At 53.4% G+C, this 22,459-nt stretch carries 23 protein-coding genes; 9 read left to right on the top strand and 14 right to left on the bottom strand.

The window, feature by feature from the left end:
- Positions 1 to 393 precede the first annotated feature (393 nt).
- The 10 genes from BMX58_RS11855 to BMX58_RS11810 all read right to left on the bottom strand — a co-directional run bounded on the left by BMX58_RS11855 (position 394) and on the right by BMX58_RS11810 (position 8,144).
- Complete coding sequence (locus BMX58_RS11855; RefSeq protein ID WP_068624569.1) at positions 394 to 1,113, bottom strand: pseudouridine synthase; 720 nt, start codon at positions 1,111 to 1,113, stop codon at positions 394 to 396.
- Positions 1,114 to 1,215: 102 nt separating this feature from the next.
- A complete protein-coding gene (locus tag BMX58_RS11850) occupies positions 1,216 to 1,734 on the bottom strand; it encodes a nucleoside-triphosphatase (protein WP_068624567.1) in 519 nt (172 codons plus the stop codon).
- Positions 1,735 to 1,744: 10 nt separating this feature from the next.
- Positions 1,745 to 2,359, bottom strand: coding sequence for a hypothetical protein (locus BMX58_RS11845; protein WP_068624565.1), 615 nt, complete (start codon positions 2,357 to 2,359; stop codon positions 1,745 to 1,747).
- Positions 2,356 to 3,204 (bottom strand): FAD binding domain-containing protein, encoded by an 849-nt coding sequence (locus BMX58_RS11840; RefSeq protein ID WP_068624563.1) that lies wholly within the window; start codon positions 3,202 to 3,204, stop codon positions 2,356 to 2,358. Before BMX58_RS11840 ends, BMX58_RS11845 begins: the two co-directional genes overlap by 4 nt.
- On the bottom strand, positions 3,198 to 3,674 hold the full coding sequence (locus BMX58_RS11835) for a (2Fe-2S)-binding protein (RefSeq protein WP_093088855.1): 477 nt from the start codon (positions 3,672 to 3,674) through the stop codon (positions 3,198 to 3,200). The genes BMX58_RS11840 and BMX58_RS11835 overlap by 7 nt, the downstream gene beginning before the upstream one ends.
- Positions 3,671 to 5,797, bottom strand: a complete 2,127-nt coding sequence (locus BMX58_RS11830; protein WP_068624560.1) for a xanthine dehydrogenase family protein molybdopterin-binding subunit — start codon at positions 5,795 to 5,797, stop codon at positions 3,671 to 3,673. The genes BMX58_RS11835 and BMX58_RS11830 overlap by 4 nt, the downstream gene beginning before the upstream one ends.
- Positions 5,798 to 5,801: 4 nt before the next feature.
- Positions 5,802 to 6,386: a nucleotidyltransferase family protein gene (locus BMX58_RS11825; RefSeq protein WP_068624558.1), complete on the bottom strand. Its 585-nt coding sequence runs from the start codon at positions 6,384 to 6,386 to the stop codon at positions 5,802 to 5,804.
- Positions 6,387 to 6,704: 318 nt separating this feature from the next.
- Positions 6,705 to 7,247, bottom strand: a complete 543-nt coding sequence (locus BMX58_RS11820) for a ferritin-like domain-containing protein (protein ID WP_068624556.1) — start codon at positions 7,245 to 7,247, stop codon at positions 6,705 to 6,707.
- A 137-nt stretch (positions 7,248 to 7,384) separates the two neighbouring features.
- Positions 7,385 to 7,720 (bottom strand): DUF1622 domain-containing protein, encoded by a 336-nt coding sequence (locus BMX58_RS11815; protein ID WP_068624554.1) that lies wholly within the window; start codon positions 7,718 to 7,720, stop codon positions 7,385 to 7,387.
- Positions 7,721 to 7,766: 46 nt separating this feature from the next.
- The gene (locus BMX58_RS11810; protein WP_068624552.1) at positions 7,767 to 8,144 is read right to left on the bottom strand and encodes an iron chaperone; all 378 of its coding nucleotides are present in this window, start codon (positions 8,142 to 8,144) and stop codon (positions 7,767 to 7,769) included.
- 240 nt (positions 8,145 to 8,384) lie between these two features.
- On the opposite strand from BMX58_RS11810, the gene BMX58_RS11805 reads away from it, so the two are divergent.
- Together BMX58_RS11805 and rlmN are read left to right on the top strand one after the other, a co-directional pair.
- A complete protein-coding gene (locus tag BMX58_RS11805; protein ID WP_068624550.1) occupies positions 8,385 to 9,662 on the top strand; it encodes an NRAMP family divalent metal transporter in 1,278 nt (425 codons plus the stop codon).
- Positions 9,663 to 9,783: 121 nt separating this feature from the next.
- On the top strand, positions 9,784 to 10,848 hold the full coding sequence (gene rlmN / locus BMX58_RS11800) for a dual-specificity RNA methyltransferase RlmN (protein ID WP_068624548.1): 1,065 nt from the start codon (positions 9,784 to 9,786) through the stop codon (positions 10,846 to 10,848).
- A 288-nt stretch (positions 10,849 to 11,136) separates the two neighbouring features.
- Here rlmN and BMX58_RS11790 read toward each other — a convergent pair whose 3' ends face one another.
- A complete protein-coding gene (locus BMX58_RS11790) occupies positions 11,137 to 11,472 on the bottom strand; it encodes a hypothetical protein (RefSeq protein WP_068624542.1) in 336 nt (111 codons plus the stop codon).
- Positions 11,473 to 11,607: 135 nt separating this feature from the next.
- On the opposite strand from BMX58_RS11790, the gene BMX58_RS11785 reads away from it, so the two are divergent.
- From BMX58_RS11785 to BMX58_RS11775, 3 genes are read left to right on the top strand one after another with little or no spacing between them, the layout of a single operon-like run.
- On the top strand, positions 11,608 to 12,459 hold the full coding sequence (locus BMX58_RS11785) for a DegV family protein (RefSeq protein WP_068624539.1): 852 nt from the start codon (positions 11,608 to 11,610) through the stop codon (positions 12,457 to 12,459).
- A 54-nt stretch (positions 12,460 to 12,513) separates the two neighbouring features.
- Complete coding sequence (gene mazE / locus BMX58_RS11780) at positions 12,514 to 12,750, top strand: type II toxin-antitoxin system PemI/MazE family antitoxin (protein ID WP_068624537.1); 237 nt, start codon at positions 12,514 to 12,516, stop codon at positions 12,748 to 12,750.
- The gene (locus tag BMX58_RS11775; protein WP_068624535.1) at positions 12,734 to 13,099 is read left to right on the top strand and encodes a type II toxin-antitoxin system PemK/MazF family toxin; all 366 of its coding nucleotides are present in this window, start codon (positions 12,734 to 12,736) and stop codon (positions 13,097 to 13,099) included. Before mazE ends, BMX58_RS11775 begins: the two co-directional genes overlap by 17 nt.
- 237 nt (positions 13,100 to 13,336) lie before the next feature.
- Here BMX58_RS11775 and BMX58_RS11770 read toward each other — a convergent pair whose 3' ends face one another.
- Complete coding sequence (locus tag BMX58_RS11770; protein ID WP_068624534.1) at positions 13,337 to 15,727, bottom strand: AAA family ATPase; 2,391 nt, start codon at positions 15,725 to 15,727, stop codon at positions 13,337 to 13,339.
- A 236-nt stretch (positions 15,728 to 15,963) separates the two neighbouring features.
- Here BMX58_RS11770 and pfkB point away from each other — a divergent pair, with 236 nt between their 5' ends.
- A complete protein-coding gene (pfkB, locus tag BMX58_RS11765) occupies positions 15,964 to 16,878 on the top strand; it encodes a 1-phosphofructokinase (protein ID WP_068624531.1) in 915 nt (304 codons plus the stop codon).
- A 72-nt stretch (positions 16,879 to 16,950) separates the two neighbouring features.
- Here the strand turns inward: pfkB and budA are convergent, their stop codons facing one another.
- Positions 16,951 to 17,664, bottom strand: coding sequence for an acetolactate decarboxylase (gene budA, locus BMX58_RS11760; RefSeq protein WP_068624529.1), 714 nt, complete (start codon positions 17,662 to 17,664; stop codon positions 16,951 to 16,953).
- 156 nt (positions 17,665 to 17,820) lie between these two features.
- Positions 17,821 to 18,135: a thioredoxin gene (gene trxA / locus BMX58_RS11755; RefSeq protein ID WP_068624526.1), complete on the bottom strand. Its 315-nt coding sequence runs from the start codon at positions 18,133 to 18,135 to the stop codon at positions 17,821 to 17,823.
- A gap of 180 nt (positions 18,136 to 18,315) precedes the next feature.
- Here trxA and BMX58_RS11750 point away from each other — a divergent pair, with 180 nt between their 5' ends.
- The 3 genes from BMX58_RS11750 to BMX58_RS11740 are packed head-to-tail and all read left to right on the top strand — an operon-like array spanning position 18,316 to position 22,428.
- Positions 18,316 to 18,756 (top strand): MarR family winged helix-turn-helix transcriptional regulator, encoded by a 441-nt coding sequence (locus tag BMX58_RS11750; RefSeq protein WP_068624523.1) that lies wholly within the window; start codon positions 18,316 to 18,318, stop codon positions 18,754 to 18,756.
- Between the two features lie 56 nt (positions 18,757 to 18,812).
- Entirely contained in the window at positions 18,813 to 20,552 is a 1,740-nt protein-coding gene (locus BMX58_RS11745; RefSeq protein WP_068624521.1) for an ABC transporter ATP-binding protein, read from the top strand.
- Positions 20,542 to 22,428: an ABC transporter ATP-binding protein gene (locus BMX58_RS11740; RefSeq protein WP_068624520.1), complete on the top strand. Its 1,887-nt coding sequence runs from the start codon at positions 20,542 to 20,544 to the stop codon at positions 22,426 to 22,428. The genes BMX58_RS11745 and BMX58_RS11740 overlap by 11 nt, the downstream gene beginning before the upstream one ends.
- Positions 22,429 to 22,459: the final 31 nt, after the last annotated feature.

Raw genomic sequence — 22,459 nt, 5'->3', positions numbered from 1 at the left:
CTACTATGACCTCTGCTGACTTCTCGCTATTCGTTGTTACTACAGGGAGTCCTGCTAGCGAGACCTCCCCGGGTAAGAATGATAACCTTCCACTCATGTCACTGCCTCATTTACTGTAGGAGATTTGTGCAGTATAGGACTTTGCTATGTGCGGCAAGCTCGTCCGTCTCCATACAGCCTCATATGAGATTTCTGTTCGTCAGTGCAAGTGTTTGCGTCCGACTTCCTTCAGATTCCACCTCACGGTGGACACCCTTGTCCTTCGCTAACAGTTCCTACTGCAAAGCCTGTAGTGGACTTTCACCACCAAGTTATCACCCATGCCGGGCACACCGCCAAAAAGAGGAAGAGCTGTAAGCAGCTCCTCCTCTTTTTGGTTGATTTGCCTTCTCCCTAGCGGAAATAGGGCTTCAGTTGTGCCAGTTCCGCTCCATTGAGCGGCCGGTAGCTGCCGGGGGGAATCGATTCATCCAGCTCGATCGGTCCCATCGACAGCCGTTTCAGGTAGGTGACTTTTTTGCCGACCGAAAGGAACATCTTCTTCACCTGGTGGAATTTCCCTTCGCTGATGTCCAACAGTACGCGGCTCTCCTCGTCCGCTTCGCTGAGGATGGTCAGTCGCGCGGGCTTGCAGGTCGTTCCGCCGTGGAAAACGATCCCTTCGGCGAAGGCTTCCTGATCGGCGGCGGTCACGCGCTCGTTGACGACAACTTCGTAGCGCTTCGTCACCTTTTTGTGCGGCAGCAGCAATTGGTAGCCCAACTGCCCGTTATCCGTGATCAGCAGCAATCCTTCCGTATCCTTGTCCAATCGGCCGACGGGATAAAGGCCCGGACGGCGATCGGCCGGTTGGATCAGATCGATGACAGTCCGGTTGCCCTCGTCGGATACCGCCGTCACGACCCCGGCCGGCTTGTGCAGCATATAATACACATTCGTTTCCCGTTCCAGCACTTTCCCCGAAACGGCGACCGTCTGGAGCTGCGGGTCGACATTGTGGTTGTCCGCCAGCACGATGTTGCCGTCGATGCTGACCTGTTTGCTGCGGATCAGCTTCTTCACTTGTCCCCGGGAACCGTAGCCGCATTCCGCGAGCAGTTTGTCCAATCGCATCCGTCCTCTTCCTTTCCGTTCTGATTACAGTCCCTCCATTCTAAGCGGAAACGGGACAGGACGCAAGTGCCAGCATTTGACCATAAAAAATCCCCTTCTCGTTTACGCGCGTGAGGGGGATTTATCCTGCACGACTTCGATCAGCTGGTATGTTGCGATCCCGAATTTTTTCATTACCGACTCCAGATTCTTCCTGTTGATGCAGAGGTACAGATCCTTATCGCTCTTCAGCAGTTCCTGCAGCGCTCCGCAGAAGCCGTTCCCGCTGAGCTCGACCGGGCCGATTTCATCCAGCAGGACAGTGCGGATCAGCGGATCGGAAAGAAGTTCCCGGATTGCCTGCTCCGCTGCCGCGAGCGGGGCCAGCAGGAAGGTGAAGCGGTCGAAGGCGAAGCTGCCTTCCGGGGGCGTTTCCCCTGCTTGCTTCAGCCTGATGAAAGGGACTTCCTTCCCGGTCGCCAATCGTTTCAGATCATAGCCTGCGAACATACCCTCATCATAAAAAGCCTTGACGGAGGCGAAGCCGTCTGCGGTTCCGGCAGGCAGTTCCCGGTAGATCCGGAGCAATTTTTTGGTCTTTCCGGCATCCATTTCACCGGTGATGATGTGCACCTGTCCCATTTCGCCGTCCCTACAGCGCAAGCGTCAGGATGATGGCCGCCGCCAGCGCCGCGTAGGCAAAGGCCGGGCGCACCGCAACAATCCGCATGGACTTTTCGGTTTTCAGATAAGCGAACATGAAACCGGCGTTCACGAAGCTTTCCAAAATCAGGAAGCGCAGGCTGACCAGCAGCCCTTCCGTCACGAGCGCCGCCGAAAGGCCGAACAGCGAAATCAGGAACAGATGGAGCAGGAAGGCAGCACGCCAAAGGACCCCCATCGAAAAAACGGACGCGTAGCCGATGGCGCTTTTTTTCCTTTCGGCATAGGCGAATACGGCGGCCACGGCCAGTCCTTCCAGCAGGATGGACAGCGCCGGATTGAGGATCCGGATCGGGATATTCCCCGGAATCAGGAAATCGCAGCATTTGATGGCAGCCGCCACAACCGCCATCCGAAAAACCGCAGTCGCCTTCCCGGTCGACAAGTACATTTTACGCATGAAATAGAAGGCGACAGGGAACATCACGAACCCGGGAACACCGGGCAGATGGATCGCCAGCATATGCAGCACATAGCCCAATGTCGCCTCGGCGATTCCCCACAGCGACCCCCAAAAGACAATCTGAATGGCTTTCTCCTTCATTTCGCCAACCTCCTCCCGATAAAATCCTCCAGCAACCGCAGCGATACTTGCCGCCGATAGTCCGCCGTTGAACGGGTGTCGTCCAGCGGGGTCAGCAGCTCCCCGTAACGCATGCGCACTGTCTCTATTTTTGCAGCCAGTCCCGCTTCCGCCGTCCCGATCAAGGATTCTTCGCAAGCCCGGCACCTGATGACGGTCGGCGCGACGGACCCGAAAGCGATGCGCACGTCTTCGACTGAGCCATTTTTCTTGATTGCCACGGCAAAGAAACTCGCCTTGGCAATGGCGTTGACCTGCCTGCCGCCGATTTTCCGGTAATAGGACAGCGTATAGTCGGCAAGCGGCAGCGTGACCTCGGTCGCCAGTTCGTCGGGCTGGAGCTGCGTCTGTTTGGCACCGGTGATGAATTGCCTGACGGGAAGCTTGCGGATTCCCCGCACGGATGCGAGCGTCACCTCCGCGTCGAGCGCATAGAGCATCGGCAGGCTGTCACCCGATGCCGAGGCGTTGCAGAGGTTCCCTGCCAGTGTCCCCATGTTCCGGATGGCAGGGGAAGCCATCTGGCGGATCGGCAGCTTGATGTATTCAGGCACCAGCGGATGTTCCAGCAGTTCGGACAGCGTGACGGCCGCTCCGATGGTGAGTTTTCCCTCCACGATTGCGATTTGCTTAAGTTCCGCCAGACTCCCGATGTGGAGCACATCCATCGGAAAGTTGGGCGCCATGCCGTTCCAGCGCCGGTACTTCACCATTACGTCGGTTCCGCCGTTGATGATGAGAGTCTTGTGCAGTCCCCTGATTTCCAAGGCTTCCGCCAGCGTGCCCGGGATGAACACCTTCACCATAATCCTTCCCCCTCCCTGGCTGCGGCCAGAATGGCATCGACGATCATCGTATACCCGGTGCAGCGGCAGAGATTGCCGGACAGGCCTTCCCTGACCTGCACTTCGGTCGGATGGGGATTTTTCGAAAGCACCGCTTCCGCCGCAAGGATGATGCCCGGTGTGCAGAAGCCGCATTGCACGCTCCCGTACTCCGCCAATTTTTCCTTCAGCAACCGGAAACGGTCCGTATCCCGATAACCCTCGATTGTCCAAATGTCCTTTCCGGCTGCCATGGCGGCGGTGATCAGGCAGGAGTTGACCAAGCGCCCGTCCAACAGCACGGCGCAGGCCCCGCACTCGCCCTCCCCGCAGCCTTCTTTCGTGCCTTTACAATCAAAATCCTCCCTGATGATATCGAGCAGCCTTCTGGCAGGATCCGTCGCCAACGTAATTTCCTGCCCGTTCAGTTTGCAAACAATAGCCTCCATCATCTCATCAGCTCCCTTATGTATTCCGGCGTCAGCGGGATACGGTCGATTTTTTTGCCGATCGCCTGTTCTACGGCTGCTGCAACAGCCGGCGCTACCCCAACCATCGGCAGTTCGCCCAATCCTTTGGCTCCGAAAGGCCCGCCTGCATAAGGGTTTTCGATCAATTCAAGCGCAATCCGCGGAAAATCGGTGGCTGCAGGGATCAGATACTCGGCAAGGCTCTCCTGCAGCAATCTGCCTCCCGCGGTCTGCAGCCTTTCCATGGCTGCGTACCCCAAACCCTGCATGATGCCGCCTTCGATCTGCCCTTGCACAATCTTTTCGTCTATCGGCGTGCCGATATCGTAAACCGCCCAAACACCTTTGATCCCGACTTCATACGTCATCGGATCGACTGCCACTTCAACGACATTGGCGCCCCAGGAATATTCGGGATAAGCATTCCCAGACAGTTTCTCGCTGTCCCAGGACAGGTTTTGCGGGTAGACGTAGTCCCTCACCACTTCGAACGCTTCTTCGTCCCAGCGCTGCTTCACTTGCTCAGCGCATTCCTGCAGCAGCCGCCCGACGATCATGACCGTCCGAGATGCGACGGTGGGACCGGAGTCTGGACACACGGCGGTATCCGGATAGGCCTGTTTGACTTGTCCGATCGGGATGCCCAGCGTTTCCGCGACGATTTTGCGCAAGGTGGTCAAGGCCCCCTGCCCCATCTCCGTGCTCGAAACGAACAAGCCGACCGTACTATCGGCGTATTTCCTCAATTTCACCTTCGACTTCAACAGTTCCGCCTCACCCGCCCCGGTGAAGCCGCAGCCATGGAAGAAGAACGAGCAGCCGATCCCCCGCCAGGAATCCTTCCCCTCGGCAAAACGGCCGCGTTTCTCCTGATAGCCGGAGCGTCTTGCTACTTTGTCGGCGATTTCAGCTAGTTTGATGTCGGAATGGAAGACGCCGCCGGTCGAGGAAGTGTCGCCTTTTTCCAAAAAGCAGCTTCTCCTCAGCACGAGCGGGTCGGCACCCAGTTCCTTTGCGATATGTTCCATATGCATTTCGATGGCGAAGAATGCCTGCGGCCCGCCGAAGCCGCGGAACGCGCCGGTCACGATATTGTTGGTCGCATAGGCCTTCCCTGTCACTTTCAGATTAGGAATGTCATACACACCGCAGACCGAAAAAATCGTCCGCTGCAGCACGACGCTGGAGAGGCCCGCATAGGCTCCGGCATCCAATTTGACGTCGATTTCCCGCGCGATGATGCGGTTTTCCGCATCCAGATGGCTTTTGATCTTGATGATGCTGGGGTGGCGCTTGGTCGTGGCACGGATATCCTCCTGCCTGTCGAACACCAATTGGACCGGCTTGCCTGTCTTGATGGCCGCCAACGCCACGTGGACACCCGGGATGGTCGGATATTCTTCTTTTCCTCCGAAGCCGCCGCCTGTGGGCAACTGGACGACCCGGACCCGTTCGTCCCCCCACCCAAGTGCCTGCTTCAGGCCACTGTGGATATAATAAGGACATTGCATCGAACCATAAACGGAGACGCGTTCGCCGTCGTAGACCCCCAACAGCGCTTGCGGCTCGAGATAAACATGCTCCTGGTAACCGGTGCGCAACTCATCCTCGACCACGCGCACTGCTTGGGTGATGGCTTTATCCGGATCGCCTTTTGCATAGCTGTATTCGACAAAATAGGGTTTGTCGCCGAACAGGTATGGCGCTTTTGCCTCCACGGCGGCCTCAATCGACAGGATCGGCGTCAGTGGTTGGTATTCTACTTCTATCTGATTGATGATTTCGAGGATGATTTCCTTGTCCGCACCGACAACCAAAAGGATCGGTTGGCCGATGTAATTGACTTCATCCGTGGCCAGAAACGGCTGGTCCTCGTAAACGATCGGCACGACATTCTTGCCGGGGATGTCCCGGTGGTCGATGATCGTGTACCCTTCCGGCAGTTCCGGCAGACGGATGGCGCGAATTTTGGCGCGCGGCACTTCGGAGCGCAAAGTCCTTGCGTACAGCATGCCCTCCGGATGCAGATCAGCGCAGTATTTTGCTTTCCCCTCGACCTTGTCATCGAAATCGAAACGCTTGATCGATTTGCTGATATTTTCCATTTCTTCACCTCTGTTCTTTCGATTGAAAATAGTCCACAGCTTTGGCGTAATCCTCCGGCGTATCGATGTCCCAAAGGATTTCCGGGCGGTCCACTGCGATGATTTCCGCTTCGTTCGCCTGGATGTATTCCCTCAGGCTCTGACACTCCTCATCCGCCAACAGGCTCTCGATCACTGGGCGGCTCAGCAGGACAGGGTGTCCGCGCTTCCCCCGATAGGCCGGCAGGACGATATCCCCCTTCGCAGCAAGCAGTTTTTCGGGCACTTCATAGGCAATGAACGGACAATCGCCGGGCAGGATGAGGACACGCTCCCCTTCGGTATGCCGCAGTCCCAGCCGCAAAGAGGAGAACATGCCTTTTTCGCAATCGGGATTATGGACAAAGACGGCTTGTGCGCTGTGGCCGGCCGACTCCCTGACAGCTTCGGCATGGAATCCCGTCACGACGATGATGCGGCTGCAGAACGGCTGCAGGCTGGCGATGCTTCTTTGGATCACTGTTCTGCCGGCCAAGTCCAGCGTCATTTTCGATTTCCCCGCCATCCGGGAAGACTTGCCGGCCGCTAGAATGACGCCTTCGGTTACCATCACTATTCCCTCCCGCCCAAATAGATAACGCTTTCATTCCTGAAGTTGCATAATTGTTTCTTCCGTCTTCATTATACACCCGTTCGTTCCGCTTCCCAATGGACAGACTGAATGCTGCCAGGAAAATTGTCCGGGAAGAACAGTTTTGACAGCAACTGCAGCAGCAGCCATTTTAAACTTTTATGCTGTGGCGCACACGCGCGCCGGTTGTCCGATTCTTCGCGGTTATCCGACAACATCGGACTAGCTCGACCACCCCACGCAAAAACAAGCCCCGCGCAAGTTGATTCTGCGCAGGGCTTGTTTTGTGTCTTCGGATTATTTTTTCCTGCCGGCTCCATCCGGATTTCCGGCAACACCGCGTTCGAAGGCGGCCAAATGGTTTTCGGAAGCGGCCATCAGCCGTTCAAAGACGCTTCTGACGTCATCAGGCAGATCCTCAGCCTCCAAAAATTGCCCATAGATGGCGATGTTCTTGATTTCGCCTTCCACACCGGCTTCAAAGCTCTCCGCCAAGGATGCCGGCAGTTCTATGCGATCGGCCGCTTCGTTTTCCGGCACTTCAAAACCATACGTTTCGAACAGCGGCAAAAGCAAGGATATGTGCGTGCCTTCCGCCTTGGCGATACTGGTGAATGGTTTGACCGTTCCGTAGGCATCCATGATCGCGATGTAGGAAGCTTCGGCCATGTATTCATCTTCGATTGCGTACAGCAACATCTCTTCCAACGTATACGTTTCGCCCTCGCTGACCGCTGCCGCGCCGTAGTCGCCTTCATCCTCGGATGCCATGACGCCGGTACCGCTGAACAATAAGACTGCCAAAGCCCCGCTCACTGCCCCGTTCATCCATTTTTTCATTTTGATCCGCTCCTTTTTTGTATGCTTCGTGGTTCTTTTCTCTACAAACATAGTATAGGAAAGAAGTATGGCGGAATCATGTCAAAATCGAGGCGAAAAGAGAACGTTTTCACAAAACAAGAGAAGACACGTGTTAATCATTCGCGCTCTTCCGAATTGGTGCTTTTGATTTCCCAATGGATGACGAGCGTCAGCACGACCCGCAGGATGACGATGGCGGAAAGGACGATGAATTCATCAATCGTCTGGATGATGACCGTCTTCAGTATTTCCGCGGCCAGTTTGAACTCCAGGCTGAGTGCCAAAGCTTTGGCCAATTCGAGTTTCGGCTGGTTGTTGCTCAGATTGAGCCTGTCCGTAAGGAACAAATACAATGACTTGACACAGCCATACAGGATGATCAGGACGCCGACACCCTCGATCAGGCTGGCCAGTGTTGGGATGATTTCGGTCAAAAATTCATGCAGATCCATGAGACGCCTCCTTTGTATGATTCAAATTCGGTAACGAATCCGTTCCTTATTTGCTCTGTTTCTTTTTTTGCTTCGCTTCTTCGACGCGGAAGCGGACGATCCGGCGCACCAACTCATAAGGGATCGGTTTCGTCAGCGGGAATTGGATTGCGCCTTTCGAAGTCTTGTAATCGGCCAATTCTTCCTTGAATGCGGCAACGCCGCTCGGTGCCGGATAGAAGCCGATATGATTTTTCTGCACCGCGAAATGCACCAGGTTCCCGTTCAGGTAGAAGGTCGGCATCTGGTAGCTGATCCTCTCTGTCGCATCGGGCGCCTCTTCCCTTATCAGCCTGCGGAATTCCTGCAGGATTGCCTGGATATCCTCATCATAGCGGCTGATGTATGCATCGATTGTGTCAATTTTTGCAGCTGATTCTTCCATTAAAGTCCACCTCGATAGTCCGGATTTTTTTGTTGCTTGCGTTCCTACCACAAGTATATCATATGCCGATGCAAGTGCTTGCAAGCTTAGTCGATAGTCGGTATGATGAGGTCAAAGAAGTGAACCAAAATGGCCAGGTCCGCGCTTTTATCCCGATTTCGACCGAAAGTACTGATGGCTATTGCAACTGTTTCCGAAAAATCCGATTGCAGCTGCAAAACCCTGTGAGGAGTGAGAAAAATGGGCAAAATTCTCAAAAAAAGCAAAAAATTCCTCAAAAAATTTGGGCCCGGCGTCATCACCGGAGCGTCTGATGATGATCCATCCGGAATCGTCACCTATTCGCAGACCGGAGCCATGTTCGGGCTGCATCTGTTGTGGCTTTCTCCGATTTCCTGCATCTTTGCGATAGCCATCCAAGAGATGTGCGGCCGGATCGGGATGGTATCCGGTAAAGGTCTGACGGGGATCATGAAAGAATCCTACCCAAAATGGATAAGCTATCCGGCAATCTCCCTGCTGTTCATCGCCAATACGATCAACATCGGGGCTGATCTGGGTGCGATGGCCGCGGTGGCTCAGATGGTGCTCGGATTTCCGTTCATTTTTTGGATCCTGTTCATGACTTCCTTGACCTTGGTCCTGGAAATATTTATGGATTACAAACATTATTCGAGATTCCTGATGCTGCTGACGCTTTCCTTGTTCGCTTACTTTTTCACGGCGTTCATGGTCCGCCAGGATTGGGCCGTTGTCCTTCAGCACACGCTCATCCCGACCTTTTACCCTTCACGGGAATTCATGCTCAACGTAGTGGCCTTTTTGGGCACGACGATCTCTCCCTACTTGTTTTTTTGGCAAGCGGATGAAGAAGTGGAAAAAGAGATTGTCGAGAATAAAATCAAAGGCATCGGCATCGGGAAACCGCGCATCTTTGTCAAGGATATCAAGGATATGAAGATCGATACGGTTGTCGGGATGGTTTTTACGACTGTCACGGCTTTCATGATTGTGCTGACGACGGCCGGGACCCTGCATCTCAGCGGCATCACCACCATCAATTCCGCTTCGGAGGCCGCTCAAGCACTTCGGCCATTGGTGGGAGACTTCGCCTATTGGTTGTTCGCTCTGGGCATCATCGGAACCGGACTGCTGGGTGTGCCAGTTTTGGCGGGCTCTTCATCCTACGCCATTTCCGAATTTTTCGGCTGGAAGATCGGTTTGGGCAAAAAGCTGAAGGAGGCCCATGGTTTCTATGGCGTCATCACCATCGCAACGCTTATCGGACTGATGATCAATTTCATCGGGATCGATCCGATGAGGGCTTTGTACTACTCCGCAGCCATCAATGGCCTGATGGCACCGCCCCTGATGCTCCTGATCCTCTTTATCGGCAACAATAAAAAAGTGATGGGCAGGTACACGAATCGGCTCTTGGGGAATGTGGTCGGGGGCATCGCGACCTTGGTGATGTTCGGCATCGGCTTGCTGCTCCTTAAGGATTTGCTCGGGTTTTAGCAGAGCAAGCAACACGCCGTTTTTTGCACCTTTTCGCTTATTTTCAGGAAGCCATTCCCTTTTCAAAAAAATATGTTATGATATGGATTGAAAATTTGCACGGTAAAGAAAGGAAAGTATAATGAACACACCTTCTATTTATGGATTGACTTTGGGTCAGCTGGAAGCTTGGTTGTTGGAACAAGGCCAGAAAAAATTCCGCGCCCAACAGATCTGGGACTGGCTCTATATCAAACGGGTCCTGGACTTTTCGGAAATGACGAACCTGTCAAAAGATTTGGTTGCCCTTCTATCCGACAACTTCCTGCTGCAGCCCCTGAACCAAGTGGTCGTCCAGGAATCGGCGGACGGCACGACTAAATACCTCTTCCAGCTGGAAGACAAACTGATGATCGAAACCGTACTGATGCGTCAGGATTACGGGCTGTCCGTCTGCGTCACGACGCAAGTCGGCTGCGATATCGGCTGCACATTCTGCGCAAGCGGCCTGAAACGCAAACAACGCGATCTGACTGCCGGCGAAATCGTCGCCCAGATCATGCAGATCCAACATTACTTGGATCAAAAAGGCAACGGTGAACGCGTCAGCCACATCGTCGTGATGGGCATCGGCGAACCGTTCGACAACTACGACAATGTCATCGCCTTCCTGAACATCGTCAACCATGCCAAAGGTTTGGCGATCGGCGCGCGCCACATCACCGTTTCCACCAGCGGCTTGGCTCCGAAGATCCGCGAATTCGCGGACAACGGCCTGCAAGTCAACTTGGCGTTGTCGCTGCACGCACCGAACGATGAAATCCGCAGCCGCATGATGCGCATCAACCGCAAACACCCGCTGAAGGAAGTCATGTCCGCGATCGATGAGTATCTGGAGAAGACCAACCGCCGCATCACGTTCGAGTACATCATGATTTCGGGCGTGAACGACAGACCGGAGCAGGCGCACGAATTGGTCGCCCTATTGAAGGACAAGCGTCACCTTTCCTACGTGAACCTGATCCCTTACAATCCGGTTGCCGAGCACATCAAATACGAGCGCAGCACCAAAAAGGATATTCTGGCATTCTACGATATCCTCAAAAAGAACAACATCAACTGCGTCATCCGCAAGGAACACGGTACCGACATCGATGCCGCCTGCGGCCAATTGCGCAGCAAGCATTTGGAAAAAGCAGCAAAATAATCGACCTTAGCAGGGGCCGTCTCATTTTATGTTGAGACGGCCCCTGTTTTTTGGTTTGTTTCTGATTTTGTTGGTGCTGGGTGGCTTAGCTTGGTGGGTGGACGGGCCTGAATTGTCGAAAACAGGTGTGATATTCGACATTCTCTCATCCGGACGGGGCGAAATTGTCGAATGCTTGAAGACATTCGACAATTATACATCTGAATGAGGCGAAATCCGCTAATGCGGGAGGTGCATTCGGCAACTTTCCCCAACCCAGCCAACACAACCCCAGCCCATGCTTTTTTATCACTCCTCAGGTCCTGTCTCCTGCATCCATCCTTTGAATCCGCAATGCGGGCAAACCAAGCGTTTGCCTTGCTTGCCTCCGTTCAACGACAGCAAATCCGTCAGGAAGCTGACTTTAAATTTGCGCCGGCACTGCGGGCAGACGTACGCATTCACGCGCGAATGGTAATGGACGATCGCGAACAGAGCTGCTATTCCGGTCAAAACCAACAGTGCCGGATAAAAGTCGCCTGCCTTCTCGGCAGCCGGAAACCCGAACACCAGGAGCAGCACATAACCTGCAACCGCAAGCATCGTCACGCTGTCCGATTTCCGGTTTTTCGCTTTCTTGGCCATGCCTCATTGTTCCCTCCCTGTTTCTGCTTCCAGCATAACCCTTTTTGGTCGGGCACAAAAAATGTGGTATATTGGAACCAACAAATTGAGTCCAATGGCAATAACAATTTTGCCTTTTGGAGATGGAGGAAGAACATGAGCAGAGTGATCCTTACGACTGAAAGCGGTGCGGACGTTCCCGCTGATTTGGCCAAAAAACACAATATCCAGATTGTCCCGATGCACGTCATCATGGATGACGTTGATCATCTTGACGGATCTTTTCCGGTTCAGGACCTGATCGACTATTATGAACGCACCAAAAAGACGCCTTCGACGACCGCAACCAATCCGAACGAATACACTGCCTTCTTCGAGAAGATCCGCTCCGCTCATCCCGACAGCAGCATCGTGCATATCGGCTACACTTCCAAGGCCTCTTCCTCCTTCCAGAGTGCCGTTCTGGCGGCGGAAGATTTCGAAGACATCCACCTCATCGACGCCCTGAACGTATCCGGCGGCTTGGCGGCGATCGTGCTTTACGCAGCCGACTTGCTGGAAAAGGAGCCAGATATCGCAGTGGAACGATTGGTTGCCGCCGTCGAAGCAGTCGTGCCGCGCACGCACTTCTCGTTCATGCCATCCGGTCTCGAGTTCCTGCGGGCAGGCGGCCGCGTCTCCAACGCAGCCTATCTGGGGGCATCGCTGTTGAAGATCAAACCGACGATCGAACTGATCGACGGCAAGTTGGTTTCCACCAAGAAATACCGCGGCAAGATGAGCCGCGTCGTTGTCGATTTTTTTGATGACTATCTGAAGACTTACGATATAGACAACAAAAAACTGTACCTGATCCTTTCGTTGGGCTTGGAAGCAGAAATCATGAACCAAATGGAGACCTACGCGAAGGAAAAAGGTTTCCAGGATGTCACCTGGGTCCAGACCGGCTGCGTCATCACTTCCCATGGCGGTCCTGGCGCTTTCGGGATTGCCGGGATCGAGAAATAAACATTGTAATGGGCAGTAATTACATGTTAAAATCACATCAAAGGAGTGATTAGTATGTCTGCAATCAAAGCCAGAAAACAAGGAAATTCAATCATGATAACGATCCCTAGTTCATTCGGAGTAAAAGAAGGAGAAGAATTCTTTTTCATTAAAAAGGAGAACGGTTCAATCACCATGATACCCAAAATCAAAGATCATTTTGAAGGTGTGGCAGATGGAGAATACTATATGCCTGAATTAGATGCCGGATACGCACCCCGCGAAGGAGAACTAGATGAAATGGATTCCTAAACAACGGGATATTGTGTTCATTGATTTTGACCCTTCTCGAGGATATGAGGTCAAGAAAAGACGTCCTGCGCTTGTCATGAGTAAGGATGCCTACAACAGAGCCACTAATATGGTCATTGTCTGTCCGATAACCACAACAGAAAAAGAACGACCATTTTTGATACCGGTTGTTTCAGATAAATTGCCTGCTAAAGCACCCTTGGTCAGCAAGGTAAATACGAATCAGATATATTCTTTAGACTATACCGAAACAGCAAAATGGGATATCCAATTCGTTGAAAATATGGAAGAAGAACAATTTTATCGAATTGCTCAAAGTTTCATGCACAATTTTTCGTTCAAATTATAAACAAGAACTCCCAAAAGGCACTTTAATATAGAAACAAAACAAGAAACACACACCATTTTCCCTAAATAATGGTGTGTGTTTCTTGTTTTGTGATCATAAAATGTTCATGGCGCTTGTTGGTTGACCCAATAGGGAAAGTCCCGCGCTGCATGGCGGGAAAAAGACCGATTCAATGCAATTCTGGTATTGTTCGAGAACTTTATTTATTATTCGACGACCTACTGGAATGCAAGGTGCTTAAACATTCTCTCCGATGTCCTCCGGCAAAATCGTGAACAGATCGGCGTCCTCGTCTTCGGCCAGGCGGTTGCTTTGGTGCAGCTTCGCCTTCTCGAACAGGCTCCTGGCCGTGCGGGCGTTGCCGAAGTGGCTGTCGCGGGTCGTATAGGACTGCACGAACAGGTTCTTGACTTTCGCCTGGGCTTCCTCGGTCAGCACGAAACCTTGCTGGGTCGCGGCCATGCGGAAGATTTCCGTCAGTTCCTCGCTGTCGTAATCCGGGAAATCGACCGTGTAGGCGACCCGGCTGCGGATGCCGGAGTTCATGCTGAGCAGCTGCCCCATCTCGCCCGGATAGCCTGCCATGATGACGACCAGTTTGTCGCGGTTGTCCTCCATCTCCTTGATCAGCGTGCTGATGGCTTCATAGCCGAAGTCGTTTTCGGAGGCGGAATAAAGCGAATAGGCCTCATCGATGAACAGCACACCTCCGTATGCTTCCTTGATTTTCTCCAATGTCTTCGGACCGGTCTGGCCGACGTACTGACCGACCAGATCCTCGCGCGTGACTTCAATCATGTGGCCGCGCTTCAGCACACCGATGGATTTCAGGATCTGGCTGATCAGCCGCGCAATCGTGGTTTTGCCGGTTCCGGGGTTCCCGGTGAAGACCATGTGCAGGGACAGATCGTTCATCGGATGTCCCAGCTTTTCGCGGCGCTTCTCGGCGCGCACGTAGTTCATGATCGAGCTGACTTGTTTTTTGACGTCCTTCAAGCCGACCAGATTGCGCAGCTGCGCCATCAGGTCTTCGATATTGTCCCCAAACAGTTGATTCGGATCGATGCCGAAATCGAGCGGCTCAAGGATGACCAGATCGTCCTTCGTCACCGACTTTTCGCTCAGGCGGAAAGCCCGTTCGCGCATCGCTTCCTCCATGATGTTCCTGACGGCACGGGCATTGGCGAACTGCGGGACGACTTTTTCCTGATTGATCCGGACTTTGAATGCCTGCTCGGCTTCCTCGGTCAGCGTGTAATGGTTATCTTTTGCCTGCGTTTTGGCGATTTCCAACAGTTCCTGGTCGGAAAAATCCTCGAAATCGATCTGCATGTTGATCCGGCTCGACAGGCCCGGATTCGATTTCAGCAATTGCTTCATGCCGGTGTCATAACCCGCCAGGATCACGATGAAGTCATTGCGGTGATCCTCCATCGCTTTGATCAAAGTGTCGATGGCCTCGGAACCGTAATCGAGCGAATCGCTGTCCGAGGACGCCAAGGAGTAGGCTTCATCGATGAACAGCACGCCGCCCATGGCCGATTCGATGACCGCTTTGGTCTTCTGGGCGGTCTGGCCGACGTATCCGCCGACCAGATCCGAGCGATCGACTTCCACCAACTGGCCCGATTCAAGGATGCCCAAGGAATAGAAAATATTCCCCAGTATCCTGGCGACCGTCGTCTTGCCTGTGCCCGGATTGCCGGAGAAAGCGAAATGGTAGGAAGGCTGCTCGTTCTTTTCGATCGACAGCATGTAGGCGCGTTTCTTGTCGTATTCGACCAGCTTGACGATCCGATTGATGGTCTGCTTCACTTCCGTCAGACCGATCAGCTCGTTCAGTTCGGCCAGCGACTCTTCCAAAGAGACTTTGACTTTCCGGTTGGAATGGGCGGCATCCATATGGAAGTAATCGGCATGCGGGGCCCTTCTTGCCAGCCGGCTCGACTGCATCGTCGCGATCAGCTTGCCGACTTTTTCGGTGCTGTGCGAAAGCGGCCGCGTCCGTTCCAGTTCTTTGTGGATGCGGCGGCATTCGTCATAGCGGCCGTGGATATAGTAGGCATAAACGCGGTCGTACTCGATGGCATCGTCATAGCCGTATTTTTCGGACTCTTCGATGGAACCCAAAATCGTTTCCAGCTCCGCTTCCTGCTGTAGGTAGATCTTCGACTTCAAACGCAAGGCCGCGTAAGATTTCGGGGTGTGCTTCAGCACCTGTTCGACGAGATCCAGTGCCCGCGGGAGGTCGTTCTTTTCGAAGGCCATTTTCGCCAGCACAAGGGCGGCTTCCCAATTGGCGGGATTGCGGGCATAAGCGGCTTGCGCGTAACTCTCCGCCGCTTTGTCGTCGCCGTCCTCCGCATACAGCTTCGCCAGCAGCGTCAAATAAGCATCGCCGGTGCCGTCCAGTTCCACGGCCCGCAGCGCGTACTGCATCGCTTTCTCGAGATTGCGGTTTTTGTAATGGCTGAGCCCCAGCAAATAATTCACATGCGGATGGTCCGGATGCGTCCGGATGGCTTCCATCAGGACCGGGACGCTGCTCAAGGACATGTTTTTTCGTATGTTGTTCTCGATCCCTTTCAGCCTCTCGTCTATGTTTTCAATCAAATTCTCGTCTGTCATCCGGAGTTTCTTCCTTCCCGTGTGTGTACTCTTTTCTGAATAACCGAATTTTCCTCATCGCCCCTTATTTTAGCACAAATCCGCCCCGATTCATCGGCTTATGCTTCGCTCCTTTTCCGGACCGGCTCCAGTTGCCCAAGGTCGAAGGCTATTTTTTGAGTTTGCCTGCCGACAAGGTTATACTTTGATTGAAAGCAAAAAGAACCGCGCGCCATCCAGGACAGGAGGAGTTCCACATGATTTACACGATCACACTGAATCCGACCATCGATTATATCGTCAACGTCCCTCATCTCGCTTTAGGCCATTCCCATCATATGCAGGACGAACTGATCACGCCTGGCGGGAAAGGGATCATGGTTTCGCGCGTCCTGAAAGCACTCGGGATCCCGTCGATTGCATTGGGCTTCCGCGGCGGCTTCACCGGCGACTTTGTCCGTGATTACATGGAGGAACTGAATATCCTCAACCAGTTCACCGTGATCAAGGAGCGCACCCGCATCAATCTCGTCCTGAAATCAGACCAGGATACCGAAATCAGCGACTACGGCCCCAACGCCACCGATGAGGAGGTCGCCCATTTTCTGAAAGGCTTCGAGGACATCTCGACCCAGGACTTTGTGGTGATGTCGGGCAGCAAGCTCCCTTCCATGCCGAAGGACTTTTATGAACAGCTGATCCGCTCCCTTCACAACGAAGGCGTGCCTTTTGCCTGCGACATCACGAAGGATGAATTGCGCAATAGCCTGCAGTACCACCCCTTGGTCGTGAAACCCAACCAGAAGGAAGTCGGCGAATTTTTCGGCCGGACTTTCAGCACTTGGCAGGAAGTTGTCCCTTACGGCAAACAACTGATCGAGTTGGGCGCGCAGCATGCCATCGTTTCCCTCGGAGGTGACGGAGCCTTGCTCTTCACACCGAAGGAAGTCATCTATGCGCCGCCATTATCCGGCAAAGTCGCCAATCCGGTCGGAGCCGGTGATTCCATGGTGGCCGGCTTCGTCGGCACCTATGTCCGAACCGGCGACCCTTTGGAAGCTTTCCGGATAGCCGTTGCCGCCGGAACCGCCACCGCCTTTTCGCCGGATATCGCCACAGGTCCTGAAATCGAGGCGCAACTAGGTCGCGTTGTCCTGGAAAAAATCGAGTAACTACACAAACTGAAAAGCGTTGGGCAGCCCCGGTCTCGGGAGCCTGTCCAACGCTTTTTTCTGCTTTTCTGATTAACCTTCTGCTTCGGCCATTTCTTCGGCCAGGTTGTGGTAGTCGATTTCCTTGTCCATGAAATCATCGGACTGGACAGCGAAGTGCTGCGTGATGCTTTCGATTGTCTGGATCTCGCATTTTGCTTCGTCGACGATGTAATCGAGGATGTGTCCGCCGAATCTGCGGTCGTCGCTGATGAAATGGCAGTGGAAGCCGCCCTTGGCTACCCCGTCGAACAACTCCGGCGTGTAGATGCCGATCGCGGTCCCTTGCATATCGTAGGCCTCGAACTCCGGTTGGACGCGCGTCGCTTCGATCAGGCGCGGATAAGGTTTCTGCTGCTTCGGCACCGCCCGCGTGTGCATGTATTCGAAATGCCCGGTGATCTTGACAACCGAGAACACATTCCGGCTGCGCACGCGCTTGACGATATCCGAGCGCACTTTCCGCAGCGTCATCGGACGGTCGATGTCGTATTCGCGGTCCGGCCGGAAAAACGTCACCGCTGCATGCGGCGTTGTCTGCGAAGGATCCACGCTCGAAATCGAGCCATCCTCTTTCGCTTGATAAGCAATGCCGTCCAACAGGATCAGTTCGCCTTCAAAATCATGGAAGGTCCCGATGCCGATGTCTCCATGCTTCAATAGTTCTTCGAATGTCAGGGTCCCGTCGAACACCCCCGCCATCAGATCCCCCAGTGTCTGATGCTGATACAATGTACTTTCGCCCATCTGCTTCCGCCCTTTCTGTGCCTTGCGCCATCTTTTTATCGTTTTGTCATGATAGCCCATTATAGCACAGCGGAAAGGTGACCAGACAACCGAATCGAGGCAGGACCAGCAAAAAAAACGGGGCCGCCCCGAAAAACGGGACGGCCTCCATTCAAATTAAGCTAGTTTGCTTTCCAGATAATCGACCAACACATCTTTCGGATGGTAGCCGGTCAGTTTTTCCACAGGCTGTCCATCTTTGAACAACACCATCGTAGGGATGCTCATGATGCCGAACTGCGAAGCCGTCATTTGGTTCTCGTCGATGTTCAGTTTGACGATCTTCACTTTGTCGTCCATCTCTTCTTCGATTTCTTCCAAAACAGGTCCGAGCATGCGGCATGGGCCGCACCAAGGCGCCCAAAAATCCATCAATGTCAAACCGTCTTGTACTTCGCTCTGCCAGGTTGTATCTGTTACTTGTGTGCTCATTCGTATCTATCCTTCCTGTTGCTGTATATTTTTGCATGAATTTCTTATCGACAAAAACCATTATACCCCCACCCGTATAATTAGTAAACAAAAAAGATTTCAAGTAAGCAAGATGATTGACATTCCCTTGCAACAGGCATAATATAGTTAGGGCACGAACTATATGGGTGGTGAAAAATAATGAGCAACACAGATCTGCTGGGATTCCGGATCCGTTCGCTTTGGCAACAAATCAAGCGCCTTATGAACAGGCATTTGACCGAAAATGATGGTTATGGCTTGACCGGCATGCAATTCGCGATCGTTTCCTACATCGCCAGAGAATCCGCCGAGCGGGACATCTTCCAGAAGGATCTCGAGCAGAAATTCGATATCCGCAAGTCGACCGTATCCGGCATCCTGAATACGATGGAACGCGACGGCTTGCTGCTGCGGGAGACCGTCCCTTATGACGCCAGGCTGCGGAAAATGATGCTGACGGAAAAGGCATTGCAGGCGAAAGAAAATACGGAACAGGTGATCGATTCCGTGGAAAACCAATTGTCCAAGGGTTTGAGCCAAGAAGAAATCGTCACTTTTTTGGAAATTCTTGAGAAGATCGCGAAAAATGCAGAAGGCTGATTGTCCCGAATGTTTCAAAAATCACCTACTAATTCATTACGGAAAGGATTCATGCTATGATAAAAAAACTCATGGGCAGCATACGCGAGTATAAAAAGGACTCGATCCTTGCCCCTATATACGTCACTTTGGAGGTCGTCCTCGAAGTCCTCATCCCTTTTCTGATGTCGATGATCATCGACCGGGGTGTGGGCGAAGGCGACATGCCCTTCATCATCCGGATTGGGCTTATTTTGATTGTTTCCACCATCTTCTCCTTGGGTTTCGGGGTCCTGTCCGGTCTGCATGCGGCAAAAGCTTCAGCCGGATTCGCAAAAAATCTGCGCAAGGACATGTACCACAACATCCAGGATTTCTCGTTTTCGAACATCGATCAGTTCTCGACTTCGAGCCTGATCACCCGTTTGACGACGGACATCACCAATGTCCAAAACTCCTACCAGATGATCATCCGGATCATGGTCCGGGCTCCGCTCATGCTTGTGTTCTCCTTGATGATGGCTTTGAGCATCAACAGCGAACTCGGCATGGTATTCCTTGGGGCGATCCCGTTCCTGGGCTTCGGTCTGTATTTGATCATGTCGAAAGCCTTCCCGATTTTCCAGAAGGTATTCCGCACCTACGACAAGCTGAACCGGGTCGTGCAGGAAAATCTTTACGGCATCCGGGTCGTCAAATCCTATGTCCGTGAAGCGCACGAGACCGAAAAATTCAAATCCGTCTCCAAGAAAATCTACACCGATTTCACCAAAGCGGAAAAAATCTTGGCTTTCAACAGCCCTTTGATGCAATTCACGATGTATGCGAGCATTCTGGCGTTGTCCCTGCTGGGCGGACGCATGATCGTCTCCGGATCGATGACGACAGGCCAACTGATGAGTCTGATCACGTACGCTTCCCAGATCCTGATGAGCCTGATGATGATTTCGATGGTCTTCGTCATGGTCACGATCTCCCGCGCTTCAGCGGAACGGATCGTGGAAGTGCTGAGCGAAGAGAGCGACCTGAAGAACGGCAGCAATCCCGTTATGGTCATTCCTGACGGTTCGGTCGTTTTCGATCGGGTCGATTTCAGTTACACCAACGACCCGGAAAAGCTCGCTTTGAAGAACGTCAGCTTTTCCGTCAAATCGGGTGAAACGGTCGGCATCATCGGAGGGACCGGCAGCGCCAAAACCTCGTTGGTCCACCTAATCCCGCGTCTCTACGATGCCACCGGTGGTACCGTGAAAGTCGGCGGTGTCGATGTGCGCGATTATGATATGCAGACATTGCGCGGCGAAGTCGCCATGGTGCTGCAAAAGAACATCCTGTTCTCGGGAACGATCAAGGAAAATCTGCGCTGGGGCAATCCGCTCGCCACGGATGAAGAATTGATGAAGGCGGCCCGACAGGCTCAGGCCGATGAATTCATCCAGCGCCTTCCCGACGGCTACGACACTTATATAGAAGAAGGCGGCACAAACGTTTCCGGCGGCCAAAGACAAAGGCTCTGCATCGCGCGCGCTTTGGTGAAACAACCGAAGATCCTGATCCTCGATGATTCGACCAGCGCAGTGGATACGCGGACGGACGCGCTGATCCGGACCGCTTTCAAGCAAGAACTACCGGACACCACCAAGTTCATCATCGCCCAGCGCGTTTCTTCCGTACAGGATGCCGACAAGATCATCGTGATGGAAAGCGGCAGCATCAATGGCATCGGAACGCATGCTGAGTTGCTTGCATCGAACACCATTTATCAAGAAGTGTATTATTCACAAACAAAAGGGGGACAACTCACCGATGAAGCCTAATCAACCAAAAAGGCGCGGAGCCAAAGATGCCGGCAAAACGACAAGACGGCTCCTGTCCTATATCTCCCAAGGACACAAATTCACTTTCAGCCTCGTATTGATCTGTATCCTCGTCAGCGCGCTTGCCAATGTCGCAGGCTCGCTTTTCCTGAAGACGCTGATCGATGCGTACATCACGCCACTATTGGGAGTGACCAATCCTGTCTTCACCAGCATGTACCGTGCGCTTGTGATGATGGCCGGCATTTACCTGGTCGGTGTCGTGGCGACTTACGTCTACAACATCCTGATGGTCACCATTTCGCAGGGGATCCAGAAAAAGATCCGCGATGAGCTGTTCGCGCACATGCAGACTTTGCCTATCAAATATTTCGATACGCATGCGCATGGGGATGTCATGAGCCGCTACACCAATGATATCGACACGCTGCGCCAGATGCTGTCGCAAAGCATCCCGATGGCGTTCTCCTCGCTGGTCACGATCATCAGTGTCTTCGCCGCTATGCTCGCTGTCAGCCTGCCGCTGACGCTCATCGTTTTGGTGATGGTCGGTGTGTCGATCACCGTCACGAAGACGGTCGGGGGCAAGAGTTCCGTCAACTTCGTCAAGCAGCAGCAGACACTCGGAAAAGTGAACGGCTACATCGAAGAGATGATGCACGGACAAAAAGAAGTGAAGGTGTTCGGACGCGAGACCGAATCCAAGGAACGCTTCGACAAACTCAACGACGAATTGCGCGGGAGCGCGACGAACGCAAACATCTACGCAAACATCCTGATGCCGATCCTCGGCAATCTCGGATTCCTGCAATACGCTCTGATCGCCATGTTCGGAGGCGCCATGGCTGTCTCCGGTTTCGGCGGTCTGACTTTGGGGGCGATCGCTTCCTTCCTGCAGTTGAGCCGCTCCTTCACGATGCCGGTCAACCAGATTTCCCAGCAAGTATCCTCGATCGTGATGGCTTTGGCCGGAGCGGAACGGATCTTCGAACTGATGGATGAGCAGCCGGAATTGGATGAAGGCACCGTGACCTTGGTGAATGCAACCAAAGTCGGCGACGAACTGCAGGAAGCCGAAACCCATACCGGGCTTTGGGCCTGGAAAGTGCCGCAAGCCGATGGTTCGGTCCGCTATACGGAACTGACCGGTGATGTCCGATTCTTCGACGTCGATTTCTCCTACAATCCCGACAAGCAGATTCTGCATGACATCAGTCTTTATGCTCATCCCGGCGAGAAAGTCGCTTTCGTGGGCTCGACCGGTGCCGGCAAGACGACGATCACGAACCTCATCAATCGTTTCTACGATATCCAGGACGGAAAAATCATTTATGATGGCATCGATATCGCCGACATCAAGAAAAATGACTTGCGCCGTTCGCTGGGTATCGTGCTGCAGGATACCAACCTCTTCACCGGAACGATTCTGGAGAATATCCGCTACGGCAATCTGCACGCATCCGACGAGGAAGTCTATGCGGCAGCGCGCTTGGCGAATGCCGATGACTTCATCTCGCGGCTGCCGTTGGGCTACCAGACCGTCATTGCCGGCGACGGCGAAGGGCTTTCCCAAGGTCAGAAACAACTGCTTTCGATCGCCCGGGCGGCTGTCGCCGATCCTCCGGTCATGATCCTGGACGAAGCGACTTCAAGCATCGACACGCGGACGGAATCGATCGTCCAGCGCGGCATGGATGCCTTGATGCGCGGACGCACCGTCTTCGTCATCGCCCACCGCCTGTCCACGATCCAGAATGCGGATGTGATCATGCTGATGGAGCAAGGCCGGATCATCGAACGCGGCAATCACGAAAAATTGATCGGCGAAAAAGGCAAATATTACCAGCTGTATACCGGAGCCTTCGAGTTGGAATAAGGGGACCCGGAGGAATCCGTGCTCAGCTCCG

The organism is Trichococcus ilyis, assembly GCF_900109135.1.
Lineage (GTDB): Bacteria > Bacillota > Bacilli > Lactobacillales > Aerococcaceae > Trichococcus > Trichococcus ilyis.
The sequence above is the reverse complement of the archived record's forward strand: the minus strand, read 5'-3'. Positions and strand labels throughout refer to the sequence as shown.

Coding starts and splice junctions, on each gene's coding strand:
- BMX58_RS11855 (WP_068624569.1), bottom strand. CDS start 1,113: ATGCGATTGGACAAACTGCTCGCGGAATGCGGCTACGGTTCCCGGGGA.
- BMX58_RS11850 (WP_068624567.1), bottom strand. CDS start 1,734: ATGGGACAGGTGCACATCATCACCGGTGAAATGGATGCCGGAAAGACC.
- BMX58_RS11845 (WP_068624565.1), bottom strand. CDS start 2,359: ATGAAGGAGAAAGCCATTCAGATTGTCTTTTGGGGGTCGCTGTGGGGA.
- BMX58_RS11840 (WP_068624563.1), bottom strand. CDS start 3,204: ATGGTGAAGGTGTTCATCCCGGGCACGCTGGCGGAAGCCTTGGAAATC.
- BMX58_RS11835 (WP_093088855.1), bottom strand. CDS start 3,674: ATGATGGAGGCTATTGTTTGCAAACTGAACGGGCAGGAAATTACGTTG.
- BMX58_RS11830 (WP_068624560.1), bottom strand. CDS start 5,797: ATGGAAAATATCAGCAAATCGATCAAGCGTTTCGATTTCGATGACAAG.
- BMX58_RS11825 (WP_068624558.1), bottom strand. CDS start 6,386: ATGGTAACCGAAGGCGTCATTCTAGCGGCCGGCAAGTCTTCCCGGATG.
- BMX58_RS11820 (WP_068624556.1), bottom strand. CDS start 7,247: ATGAAAAAATGGATGAACGGGGCAGTGAGCGGGGCTTTGGCAGTCTTA.
- BMX58_RS11815 (WP_068624554.1), bottom strand. CDS start 7,720: ATGGATCTGCATGAATTTTTGACCGAAATCATCCCAACACTGGCCAGC.
- BMX58_RS11810 (WP_068624552.1), bottom strand. CDS start 8,144: ATGGAAGAATCAGCTGCAAAAATTGACACAATCGATGCATACATCAGC.
- BMX58_RS11805 (WP_068624550.1), top strand. CDS start 8,385: ATGGGCAAAATTCTCAAAAAAAGCAAAAAATTCCTCAAAAAATTTGGG.
- rlmN (WP_068624548.1), top strand. CDS start 9,784: ATGAACACACCTTCTATTTATGGATTGACTTTGGGTCAGCTGGAAGCT.
- BMX58_RS11790 (WP_068624542.1), bottom strand. CDS start 11,472: ATGGCCAAGAAAGCGAAAAACCGGAAATCGGACAGCGTGACGATGCTT.
- BMX58_RS11785 (WP_068624539.1), top strand. CDS start 11,608: ATGAGCAGAGTGATCCTTACGACTGAAAGCGGTGCGGACGTTCCCGCT.
- mazE (WP_068624537.1), top strand. CDS start 12,514: ATGTCTGCAATCAAAGCCAGAAAACAAGGAAATTCAATCATGATAACG.
- BMX58_RS11775 (WP_068624535.1), top strand. CDS start 12,734: ATGAAATGGATTCCTAAACAACGGGATATTGTGTTCATTGATTTTGAC.
- BMX58_RS11770 (WP_068624534.1), bottom strand. CDS start 15,727: ATGACAGACGAGAATTTGATTGAAAACATAGACGAGAGGCTGAAAGGG.
- pfkB (WP_068624531.1), top strand. CDS start 15,964: ATGATTTACACGATCACACTGAATCCGACCATCGATTATATCGTCAAC.
- budA (WP_068624529.1), bottom strand. CDS start 17,664: ATGGGCGAAAGTACATTGTATCAGCATCAGACACTGGGGGATCTGATG.
- trxA (WP_068624526.1), bottom strand. CDS start 18,135: ATGAGCACACAAGTAACAGATACAACCTGGCAGAGCGAAGTACAAGAC.
- BMX58_RS11750 (WP_068624523.1), top strand. CDS start 18,316: ATGAGCAACACAGATCTGCTGGGATTCCGGATCCGTTCGCTTTGGCAA.
- BMX58_RS11745 (WP_068624521.1), top strand. CDS start 18,813: ATGATAAAAAAACTCATGGGCAGCATACGCGAGTATAAAAAGGACTCG.
- BMX58_RS11740 (WP_068624520.1), top strand. CDS start 20,542: ATGAAGCCTAATCAACCAAAAAGGCGCGGAGCCAAAGATGCCGGCAAA.